The 599-nt window shown below is 66.6% G+C and carries 1 protein-coding gene; it reads left to right on the forward strand.

What is annotated here, in order from left to right:
- Positions 1 to 599, forward strand: a 599-nt coding sequence (locus ABD401_RS25025; RefSeq protein WP_344609953.1) for a hypothetical protein, incomplete at both ends; no start/stop codon positions are given.

Genomic DNA, 599 nt, shown 5'->3' on the forward strand with positions numbered 1-599 from the left:
CCGGAAGCGAACTCGTTCGGATCCGCCGTTTCCGGCGGCGCGGCGATGACCTTCCTCGGTTCACCGCGCCCGGCAGCCAGCGACTCCTACATCGCCTCGCAGCCGTTGCCGACGTTCAACAGCGCCGGCGCAATCGGCGTCGTCCCCGGTTACACGAGCATCGGAAACCAGTGGATGGTTTCGGCCGTTGTCGTGATGCCGGAGGGCGGGGTGACCGACGAGGCTGTGTTGCTGGACATCCGCACCGACGGCACCGCGGCGCGGTGGCTGGTCCGCTACGACACGAGCGGCGCGGCGGGGCAACTCCGGTTGCAGGTGCTGGACGTCGATGGTGCGGATCTTCTGAACACCACCCAGGATTTCGACATCGACGACAAGCCCTTCCTGTTGTACGTGGAGGGGGGGAACAACGGCTCGAATGCGTTGTGGACGTTGGGCTGCGCGCCCGTGCTGGACATGTCGACCGTCCCGTCGGTGTCGGCTCCGAGCGGGATCATCACTAGTGCGTCGGCGCCGCGGGTGACACGGGTCGGCGTCGGAACCGGGGTCAACCTGAACAACGACATCGCGATTGGGCACGTTGCCGTGTACGGCGCGAT

This window comes from Sporichthya brevicatena (assembly GCF_039525035.1).
Lineage (GTDB): Bacteria > Actinomycetota > Actinomycetes > Sporichthyales > Sporichthyaceae > Sporichthya > Sporichthya brevicatena.